A 9,983-nucleotide genomic window follows, 5' to 3' on the forward strand; every position below is an offset into this window, starting at 1 on the left:
ATTACGAACCTTAAATCGAATCAATATGAAAAGAGTGAATGTAATTTGGGCGCTTATCCCGTTTATAATGGCAGGATGCGGACAAAGACAAGAAGGCAACGATGATTTCATCACAGTTGATGTCACAAAAACGGATTATCCCAAGAAAGAACTGATCCTTCAGGACTTTATGGAGGTGGAATATATCCCATTAGAGACAAATGATGACTTTGTTAATCAGGGGCATGTGGAGGATATAGGCAAGAAATACATATTAGTAACAAATAGAAATGACGACGGAAATATTTTTGTGTATGACAGGAACGGAAAAGCTCTACGAAAGATAAATCGCAAGGGGCAAGGAGGTGAAGAATACGCAAATATTGCTTATATTGTTTTGGATGAAGTTAATAGTGAATTTTTTGTCAACGACTTTACTATACGAAAAATTCAAGTATATGATTTATATGGAAAATACAAAAGAACCCTAAATCAAACGCGAGACGCTGGTTCCAGGTATTATACAGAGATGTTCAATTATGATAGAGATAATTTGATTTGCTATGATAAATATAATGAAGAAATAGCATTTACCATTGTATCTAAACAGGATGGGAGTATTACTAAAGAAATTAAAATTCCATTTAAGGATAAAAAGTTATTATACCAAATGAAAGGTCGTCAAATTGTGGCTCCCGGTTATTATTCTTCATTAATCCCTTTTAAAGGTAATTGGACACTTGTGGAATTTTCATCGGATACCATATATATGTTTCTGCCTGATCATAGCCTACATCCATTTATAGTAAGAACTCCGCCAATTAGGTCTATGGATCCGGAAGATTTCCTGAGTTTGAGGTTTCTTTCCGACCGTTACTATTTCATGGAAACCATCAAAAATGTTTACGATTTTGATAGAAAAAGCGGATTCCCTAAAAAATATATGATGTATGACAAGCAGGAAAAAGTCATGTGCAATTATAAGCTATATAATGGAGACTATTCAGTAAAAAAAGAAATGTATATGATTGGTATGAGCCTTCTCAATCACGAAATTGCATCATGTTATCCCTTGGAAGCTTTCAATCTTGTTGAATCATATAATAAAGGAGAACTAAAAGGCAAACTGAAAGAAATTGCCGCAACATTGAATAAGGACGATAATCTGGTGATTATGTTGATAAAGCATAAGACACTCTAATTTTACCGCTCGTCGGGACGGGTGCTCCCACCCCTTGCCGCGGGGCGATCCCCGAGCGATGAGTTGATTTATCGAATAAAAATATGCTGATACAGTTTATCGGATACGCCCCCAAGCCTGAGGATTCCAATAATATTAGTTTTTTCGTCTAACCATATAAGGGAAAAATCTGCTTCAATATGGCATTCCATGCATTCTTTATATTTACCAGTCAGTTTGTGCACTTTTAGTTCCAAGGGAAACTTTTCTTCGTTTTCAAGTACCCTTAAAAACCTCTAATAACTATTCATGTTTCTTTGGTTGATTCTTATACGCTTTAAAATCCTTTTTGAATTGGGTACTATAACGTAGAATTTTCATTCCTCACATGATTTAATAAAAGCTTTCTTGCTACTGGTATTTATAGTTCCGGCAAATTTACCCGCCTGCGCCTCTTTTATTGCTTCGATCGTAGTTTCATTTGGTTCATTATAAACGCTATCCATAAGGATACATTCTACATAGTTGCTTAAACTTCTGTTTGCCTTTTTAGCTTCCTCTTTCAGCCTGTCAAGTAAGTTTGCGTTTAGTCTGAATGCTGTTTGTTTTTTTATTGCTCCCGTCTCCATTGTTATACATGTATTATATATTGCATTACAAATGTAATACATTTTTTGTGTCGTAGAATTATTCATGAAGTTTTCTTTAAACATGGCATCTGAATACAGAAGAGATTTTTTCTTTTTCATATTTGAAATTCGGGAACTCCTTTATTTGCCAGATATATTCCCTGAGCTGATTAGGCGCCGTAATCGACTCATTTGAAAAATCCAATAAAAAAAACAGAGGCTTAATTCAATTGTGTGGAAAGAGTCATTTTTTAGTAAATGTCATTTATTCCTGATAAGAGTCGAAGCCTGAAAAGAACGCATAAAAAAACGATTCCAGACCTATATTAACTTTTATTTATTTTGTTCACACATAAAGAGATATCCTTTTCTAATGCATAAAAAAGCTATATGGCTCCAATAGGCTATTTTTTAAGAGAAATATAAAATATAACTTTGGAAGTAAGAACTTTAAATCAACGGGATATAAAAGGGTCATCTTTCTAATTTGTGCGGCGATTGCCTTACGCGTTATTATTAGGATCTCATAATTATCCATATCATTTGTATTTATATATAACCTGGTAAGATATGAAAACCTCAAAAGATCGTTTTTTTGAATATGCACAAGAAGAACCGATTGTTCCTGACGAGCAAACCTCTGCTTTTGTTCGGTATTTAGACTTGTTATCTTCCATTGTGACAGAAAATTTCTATGTGTTGGACATACCCCAAAAACAATTACCCACAGCTACTTGTACCTCATTTTCTAAAAAAAACATTTTTAACAAGAAGAAGTAATAATTATATTCTAACAGTAAAAAACTATTGAAAATAAGCAACGTATGAAAAGAATAAATACAATTTTAGTAATCATTCTTTCCTTGGCAGTGGCGGCAGAAAGCAAAGGACAAAAACAAACAGGCAACAATGAATTCATTACGGTTGATGTTATTAAGAATTATTCCCCTCAAAAGAAATTGATTCTTCAGGACTTTATGGATGTGGAATATATTGCGTTAGAAACGAATGATAATTTTATTAATCAAGGTGTTGTGTTGGATATTGGTAAAGAACTTATGTTAGTAAAAAACGAAAATCGAATTAATGATGGAAATATTTATGTTTATAACAGAACCGGGAAAGCCATACGAAAGATAAATCGTAAGGGACAAGGCGGCGAAGAATATATAAGTATTTTTAGTATTACCTTGGATGAGGAGAGCGAAGAAATGTTTATTAATGACATTTTAGGAAAAAAAATCGTTGTATATGATTTATACGGAAATTTCAAAAGAAGTTTTAAACACAAGAAAGGCACTAACTCCCAATTTTACACCGATATATTCAATTATGACAAATATCATTTGATTTGCTATGACGAATACAACGAGGAGGTCGCATTTGTTCTTATATCCAAACAGGATGGGCGTATTACCCGAGAAATAAAGATTCCATTTAAAGAAAAGAAGTTTTTGGGTCAAATAAAGAAGGAGGGAAATAATAGTCAATCGATAATTGGGGTTGGACCTGGTCCCTATCGTTCCATAATTCCTTTCAATGGAAATTGGATACTTTCAGAGCTTTCGTCTGACACTGTGTACTCCTTTTTGAAGGATTATAGCTTGCGTCCTTTTATCGTAAGAACTCCGTCAATTCACCCGATGGATCCAGGAGTTTTTTTGACTATTAGGCTATTATCAGATCGTTATTATTTTATGGAAACGATCAAAAATGTATATAACTGGAATACACAAGATGGATTTCCGAAAACCTATTTTATGTATGACACAAAGGAAAAGTCTTTTTCAGGATATACAGTGTACAATGGTGATTTTACAACAAAAAAAGAAATATATATGAGCGCAACAAAACCTGTCAATCACGAAATCGAATCATGGTACCCTTTAGAAGCCTACAAACTTGTAGAATCTTACAAGAAAGGGGAACTAAAAGGCAAGTTGAAAGAAATTGCTGCCAAATTGGATGAAGATTCGAATCCGGTGATTATGTTGATAAAACATAAGAAATAAACATAAGAAATAAACATAACACACAAAGATAACTCTTTATAGATTCAGGGAGATAAGCGCTTTCCCTAATTTGGACTCTCTCCAGAATTTTGTGTAAAGCGCTTTCTAATTTGCGAATCTGTTCCGTACGCGGTTTACTGTTACCCGAAGCGTAATGCCATAATTGTTTTTAGTTAATGCCGGCAATACGTTCCAATCCCGCTTTGCTGAAAATTCCCGAATAAACATTAAGAAGAGATTTAACATCTATTTTAAAAATCAGATCGTAATTTCCGTATAACGTTTTTGAAGGTTGTCATTTAAATATTCTACAACCACAGCTATATCAATATCGCTATCCTATACAAAAATCTGTCTTTAGCAATGGTTTGAGCGCCTATTGTACGGAACTGGACGAGGGTAAATTATATTTTTTGATAAATGCCGATGCGGTAACCCCTCTCGCATCCCCCTCTTTAGCTATGGCGCCCATACGTTGCATAATATCTCCAATATTTGGGGTATCATATAATAAAATAGATAAATTTTAAACTATTCTCATTCACTTCAACTTAAACTTCACACTTAGCAGAAAACTTCTTTGACGCAGATTGTATCTGTAATAATAGGTACTTAAATCTGTGTAGGAAGCCGAAACATATTGTCTGACATTAAATAGGTTATTGCACTCCAGTTCCCATTCCGTTTGTTTGTTTTTGTAACGCACCTTGGCATCGAGAAAAGTTGTGTTGCGATTATTCACCGCACTGTTGTAACGGTAATCCCCGCTCAGGTTTATACCGAAACTTTTGGTCGGATTAAGCCAAAGACCTGCCGTATGGTTCTGGCTGCGGATGGGGGGAAACCGTGTGGATAATTCCTCTGAAAAACTCCGGCTTCTCGACCATCCAAAACTATAACTCAAATTGATGAATGCGGAAGGGGTGGTATTAATGGACGCACCTGCGTTGTAACCTTCCGAACGGTAGGTCAGGATTTCATTTTGTATTAATTGTTCTCCCCAGCCTTCGTGGTACCCTCCCGACATGTTGAGGGTAGTTTTCCAAAAACCAAAGCCTTTGCTGCCACTAAAGTTAAATCCATAATTCTCGGATTGGGTCGGCTGGTCAATGGTCGTCTTCACTTGCATGATGCCATTGTAATCGAAGCCGTAGAGCAGGTTACTCCACGACTTTCCATAGTTGGCACCAATGTTGAGGAAAAGCTCCCGGAAGGCATCGCGGTATTGCAGTGAAGCGTTTGCCCCTCCCGAACGCGATTCAAACAGGTGGTCAATTGTATTACGGAGCAGGCTACGGTAAGAATGCATGATGTAACCCGTGTAGGCATCGTTCATGTTTCCATAATTTTTTCGGAAATTTCCACCGGCAGCGACAGCCAGTTCGCGCGTCAGGTCGTAGGAAACCTTAAGGGATGGATTGATTATCCAGCGGTTGTATTTGGTGACTTTGTCCGGTATCCGGTCGTTTACCGTCAGGGTATGGTTAACGATAGGAATGGCAAGGCTGGCTTTGAATTTTCCATTACTATTGTATGTATAATTCTGGTTCACACCTATCTGGTAGGTGTTATACCAAAGATCGTTCTTCAGTGAATCGGCAGCGGAAATAAACACGCCGAGGGTATCCGTTCCGGTCAATTCGGTATCCAAGCCCTTTAAATCCACACTTCCCCAGAGTCCATAATCCATGTTTACTTTTTTCACTTTCAGCCCATAGGAAGTCCTGACCGATGAAGAGAAATTATTCGAGACCACGCTTTGTTCCAAAGAAGCCAGGCTGTTGTTCCCGAAATAATTTACCGGACTGACCGTCAAGCTGTGGGGGCTATGGCTGTAAGCCATTGAAAAAAAGATTTTGTAGCTTTTTTTCCCGATGTTTTTGATAAAATCCAGGGAGTTGTCCACTGAAAAAGCGGGACTGGACAAATACTGCGACAGCGTTTCGTTCATATCGCCCACATTGCTCCGGGTAATGCCCGTTCCCCGGTCGTTGTTCCAGCTTCCTTTGATATTCAATGAATTGTTGAAGAACTTTTCTTCAGCGTTTGAATTCAATTTGAACGACGTTTCCAAATTGTTGGTTTTGGTCAAGCTTTTGATATCTTCTTCGATCCGGACGGAACTGTCACCGGGCAGGAACTGCTCGGAAAGCGAATACCCTTCCTTTTCCACACGGTCGTTATAGTAAACGGCGCTAAGCGTCATTTCCATGTCTTTGCCCAGTTTAAACAATTGGTTCCCGGTGACGCTGTTGCTTATATTGTTCACATATCGGTTTTTACCTACCGGGGGAGTAGAAGGCGCGGCAATGGAGAGCATGCTGATATCGCCCGGACTTACATAGTCGTAGTCGTAACCCCTGTGCATGCTGATTTCCGAACTCAAATCCTTTCCGGCGTTATTCCCTTTGTAGGTAGTCATGTTTTGTTTTCCGGCGGCAAAGTACATCGCCGTTAATTCCGCACTCCACATTGCCGGTTCATAACCGGCTCCTGCCAAGGCGCTCATAATCAGCTTTCCCTTAGCGCTCTCCGTCAGTTTGAGGTTGATTGCCGCTGCATCGGAAAGAATTTTGTCTGCCAATGCTTTGATCGGCTGGTGATTTTCCAGGACCTGGACGGTGGATACATCTTTGGCTTCAATGTTTTTAGTTGCAATGCCATAACGCCCCTTTAAAAGGTCCAGATTTTCAATATAAAACTTGTTGATAGGTTTTTGATTGTATGAAATGGTTCCGGATCCATCCACATTAATGCCCGGCATCTTCTTTAACACATCTTCGATGGTACGGTCATTTTGTCCGGTGTATGCGCGGACTGAGTAGTTGAGCGTATCCCCTGTGCGGCGGATCGGCGCTGCGGTGACGGTTACTTCTTTCAACTCCATGGCTTTCTCCTCTATGCTGAAGTTGACCTGCCCCGATCGATTAGGTACAACACGGCTATGTTTCCCTACAGAAACCCCGGAAGCGGTAACCACAAGGGAATCGGCTGTTCCCTTGTAAGTAAGGCTGTATTTACCTTCCTTATCGCTTGTTGTAAATCCCGCAATCGTGTTACTTCCTTTGGCCTGTACGGTGACACTGACGACCAATGGCTCTCCCTGCTTGTTTTTAACCGTTCCGGTAAGAGTCGTTTGGGTGTATGCAAGCAAAGGAACAAGCAAAGAGAAAACACAAAGAAATACCTGTTTCATTGTATTGGACTTTATTCTAATTCCAATGGGATATAAGGGAGTTGCCGTTCCCTGTATAATGGATCTGTAGCGTCAAAACGAACAGCACCTCCTCCCGTTGCGGCTAATGATACTTTAATATAGTCCTCCTGAACCTCTTTTTTGTATTTCCACAGTTTCTTCCTGTCTGTTTTCATATACTGTCCAAATGCCTTGTTCATCTTGACAGGAAATTTTTGTTTGTGATTCTCGATCCCCACACATTCAAAGGAATAGAGTTTATCTTTGTCATACGCTTTCAGGATCAAACCGGGTAATCCCCCAAGCTTCCATGGACCGTTGTTGACGGGAATATCCATCGAAAACCATGCCGTATATTCCCGGCCCCTGAATTGGCAAGTCGCCTTCTGGCACAAGTAGCCGGCCACAGTCTGCGTTTCATCGCCCACTACCCAATCTTGAACAGGAAGGGGTTCCGAATACCGTGCATTGTATTTATCAAACCTCAATGGCAGGCGGGCATATTCCGTCAATTCTTTTTTTGAAAAATCCTTGAAATATTCCGAATACAGGTATTCCGACCATCCTTGAAATTTTCCTTTGGGACCAAGCTGAAAGGGAACCATATTGTCTTGGACAGTGGGATTTTTTTTCTTCCAGTCTGTTACCAATGAATCACTGTTGTAAACATAGTAACTATAGTATCTGGACAAGTGGGAGCCGATTTCCAGGCACTGCAAGTCATCATACGTTTCCGGATCGCTGATGTCCGTGGCATTCAAGGCGTAAAAAACCTTAATATTTCCGGAATCAACCACATTCATATCCAAAGTTTTGAAAGAAGAAGGCCTCGGAGGATTGACATCAGCCCAATGCAGTTCTTCAGTTGAGTCTTTTTGTGCAAAATTGATTCCAATAGAAAGGGCACAAAATAAAAAGATGAATACTACTTTTTTCATAATGAATTGAATTAAATATTATAATTGGTTGACTGATTCGATATAAACTCTAAACAAAAACCCGTTACCCCCTGCAAGTTTAAATTTTTATTTCTTTTGCTGTATTCATTCCAACCGGGTAAAATGGTAATTTCATGAACAGATGGAGGATCTATCTCTTTTCTATTTTCAAAATAAAGAATGTATTCGATATATGTTTCGAGACAGTTATTGTACTTGCCATTTTCAATGATTTCCTTCGATTTATTATAAACTTCCGATAAGAAATCCCGTGAAAATGGATTGTTGCCTTTATTCCTGTCATTTGTAGAATATAATCGACACAGTATGTATCTTACAATCCCGCCAAATTCATAGAATAAATCATAACGATGCATTTTTACAGGGGATATTTCCATTACTTTCAAATCTAAATCCGACAATATTTTATTGATATTGCCTGAAATAAATTTATGCGCCAAGGGTTTCAGTTTCAGAATTATGGCCACCTTGAGAGGTAAGTTGGCAATAAGGCCATTCAAAAGTTATCCACAATTAAAAAAGAAACCATATTGGAGTAATTATTTTTAGTCTCGTGCCTATTTTGTCAATGCAGTTGGTCTGAATAAAGAGATTCGACTTATGTTCAATACCAAAAGGAACAAGACAAAAAGAAGAAAATAATAGTCAAGACTTTAGGTTGTTTGACTAACATTATACATTCCAAAGACCGTTTGAAGGCTATGCCTTCATCTTATTACTAAATCTCCCACCGTTTTTATTATTCCAATAGGGTTTTACCAACAAAAAATCATGCCGGAAAAAATCATACTGGTCACCAATGGCAAAATCGGCGTCAATAAAGAAAATATGGCTGTAAGTATCCCATTTTCCAGAATCATCCAAATAATCAGCAATGAGATTGTTCTTCAACAGTGTAGTAAAAGGCCATAAAGAAGATTGGCAAGGAATGGAGATAATACTCATGATCGTTTCATCTCGGTCAGTGAGTACATAATAATCCACATCAAAACCTTGCCCAAAATTTACTTTATTGTAGGGGAAATACCGTCGTACAGAATTAAAATAGATGGGATCTTTCCCAACGGCGATGGTAAAAAGTGCAATCTTGCATATAGATGTGTTTTTCATATTTATGCGAATAAAAAGATAAACGCACTAGATATAGATTGTAAATATAGAAAAAAAATAAAAACAACTCTCTCTCTCTATATATATATATTTTTTTTATACGTAAAAATGTGTAACAATTTCATCATTCACAAAGCCTAAAAGTTTATAATCAGGGTTCCCGGAATCCGAACAAACATCTGATATATAAAGGTAATAAATTGATTTTTCTCTGTTTTTTTGAGTATTTTCGCCCAATTGGGGCATATAATCATACATTTTTCCTGTATAACCCCTTATTTTATCAACCTCACTGTTATTGGTTCGTATACTCTTGTAAAGATTTGATTGTCCGTTAAGATAAACCCCATAATATTGCCATGCTACCTTTGCATTGGACTCGGATTGGTTGAAACTTCAATGGCCAATGAATCTGCTTTTGCCATTAAAAGACCTTCTATAAAAACTTTTACATTCTTTCCCTGTGAAGCCGCCATGATAGAAGAGAGCCGTAAGGACTATACTCAGGAGCTGGCTTACCATAAAGATTATACGCGCTATTTGCCCTCCATCCGGAAGAAACTGAGCATCCCGCCCCGGGGAAATCTCTCCGACTTTCTGGACCTGAAAGTTTAATTCCGAGGAAATAAAACATGGATATTTCGTATGAAATTAAATTTCAGGAATATATTAACTTGTGTTGTTTTGAATATTTCTGGCGAAGTTCTATTTTTAATGCATTAAAAGACTATAGGATAACTTGGGGCTGTCTTATAAGAAAGAATAAAGCTTACTTTGGTGATTACGAACCTTAAATCGAATCAATATGAAAAGAGTGAATGTAATTTGGGCGCTTATCCCGTTTATAATGGCAGGATGCGGACAAAGACAAGAAGGCAACGATGATTTCATCACAGTTGATGTCACAAAAACGGATTA

Annotated in this window: 10 protein-coding genes; 4 read left to right on the forward strand and 6 right to left on the reverse strand. The window is 37.8% G+C overall.

The window, feature by feature from the left end:
- Positions 1-25 precede the first annotated feature (25 nt).
- Positions 26-1,180, forward strand: coding sequence for a 6-bladed beta-propeller (locus tag BQ8014_RS00295; protein WP_080902601.1), 1,155 nt, complete (start codon positions 26-28; stop codon positions 1,178-1,180).
- A 68-nt stretch (positions 1,181-1,248) separates the two neighbouring features.
- Here BQ8014_RS00295 and BQ8014_RS19575 read toward each other — a convergent pair whose 3' ends face one another.
- Together BQ8014_RS19575 and BQ8014_RS00305 are read right to left on the reverse strand one after the other, a co-directional pair.
- On the reverse strand, positions 1,249-1,404 hold the full coding sequence (locus BQ8014_RS19575; RefSeq protein WP_234998094.1) for a type II toxin-antitoxin system YafQ family toxin: 156 nt from the start codon (positions 1,402-1,404) through the stop codon (positions 1,249-1,251).
- 132 nt (positions 1,405-1,536) lie between these two features.
- Positions 1,537-1,908: a hypothetical protein gene (locus BQ8014_RS00305; protein ID WP_369808767.1), complete on the reverse strand. Its 372-nt coding sequence runs from the start codon at positions 1,906-1,908 to the stop codon at positions 1,537-1,539.
- A 450-nt stretch (positions 1,909-2,358) separates the two neighbouring features.
- On the opposite strand from BQ8014_RS00305, the gene BQ8014_RS00310 reads away from it, so the two are divergent.
- Both BQ8014_RS00310 and BQ8014_RS00315 read left to right on the forward strand, forming a co-directional pair.
- Positions 2,359-2,568 (forward strand): hypothetical protein, encoded by a 210-nt coding sequence (locus tag BQ8014_RS00310; RefSeq protein ID WP_080902602.1) that lies wholly within the window; start codon positions 2,359-2,361, stop codon positions 2,566-2,568.
- Between the two features lie 44 nt (positions 2,569-2,612).
- On the forward strand, positions 2,613-3,800 hold the full coding sequence (locus BQ8014_RS00315; protein WP_080902603.1) for a 6-bladed beta-propeller: 1,188 nt from the start codon (positions 2,613-2,615) through the stop codon (positions 3,798-3,800).
- A 541-nt stretch (positions 3,801-4,341) separates the two neighbouring features.
- Here the strand turns inward: BQ8014_RS00315 and BQ8014_RS00320 are convergent.
- The 4 genes from BQ8014_RS00320 to BQ8014_RS00335 form a co-directional block, all read right to left on the reverse strand.
- Positions 4,342-6,996 (reverse strand): TonB-dependent receptor, encoded by a 2,655-nt coding sequence (locus tag BQ8014_RS00320; RefSeq protein WP_080902604.1) that lies wholly within the window; start codon positions 6,994-6,996, stop codon positions 4,342-4,344.
- A gap of 11 nt (positions 6,997-7,007) precedes the next feature.
- The gene (locus BQ8014_RS00325; RefSeq protein WP_080902605.1) at positions 7,008-7,934 is read right to left on the reverse strand and encodes a GLPGLI family protein; all 927 of its coding nucleotides are present in this window, start codon (positions 7,932-7,934) and stop codon (positions 7,008-7,010) included.
- Positions 7,935-7,945: 11 nt separating this feature from the next.
- Positions 7,946-8,455: a hypothetical protein gene (locus BQ8014_RS00330; protein ID WP_080902606.1), complete on the reverse strand. Its 510-nt coding sequence runs from the start codon at positions 8,453-8,455 to the stop codon at positions 7,946-7,948.
- Positions 8,456-8,654: 199 nt separating this feature from the next.
- Positions 8,655-9,065, reverse strand: a complete 411-nt coding sequence (locus BQ8014_RS00335) for a hypothetical protein (protein ID WP_080902607.1) — start codon at positions 9,063-9,065, stop codon at positions 8,655-8,657.
- A 399-nt stretch (positions 9,066-9,464) separates the two neighbouring features.
- Between BQ8014_RS00335 and BQ8014_RS19280 the strand changes: the two genes are divergently transcribed.
- Entirely contained in the window at positions 9,465-9,680 is a 216-nt protein-coding gene (locus BQ8014_RS19280) for a hypothetical protein (protein ID WP_160149999.1), read from the forward strand.
- Positions 9,681-9,983 lie beyond the last annotated feature (303 nt).

This window comes from Parabacteroides sp. Marseille-P3160 (assembly GCF_900162725.1).
Classification (GTDB): Bacteria; Bacteroidota; Bacteroidia; order Bacteroidales; family Tannerellaceae; genus Marseille-P3160.

Coding starts and splice junctions, on each gene's coding strand:
- BQ8014_RS00295 (WP_080902601.1), top strand. CDS start 26: ATGAAAAGAGTGAATGTAATTTGGGCGCTTATCCCGTTTATAATGGCA.
- BQ8014_RS00305 (WP_369808767.1), bottom strand. CDS start 1,908: ATGAAAAAGAAAAAATCTCTTCTGTATTCAGATGCCATGTTTAAAGAA.
- BQ8014_RS00310 (WP_080902602.1), top strand. CDS start 2,359: ATGAAAACCTCAAAAGATCGTTTTTTTGAATATGCACAAGAAGAACCG.
- BQ8014_RS00315 (WP_080902603.1), top strand. CDS start 2,613: ATGAAAAGAATAAATACAATTTTAGTAATCATTCTTTCCTTGGCAGTG.
- BQ8014_RS00320 (WP_080902604.1), bottom strand. CDS start 6,996: ATGAAACAGGTATTTCTTTGTGTTTTCTCTTTGCTTGTTCCTTTGCTT.
- BQ8014_RS00325 (WP_080902605.1), bottom strand. CDS start 7,934: ATGAAAAAAGTAGTATTCATCTTTTTATTTTGTGCCCTTTCTATTGGA.
- BQ8014_RS00335 (WP_080902607.1), bottom strand. CDS start 9,065: ATGAAAAACACATCTATATGCAAGATTGCACTTTTTACCATCGCCGTT.
- BQ8014_RS19280 (WP_160149999.1), top strand. CDS start 9,465: ATGGCCAATGAATCTGCTTTTGCCATTAAAAGACCTTCTATAAAAACT.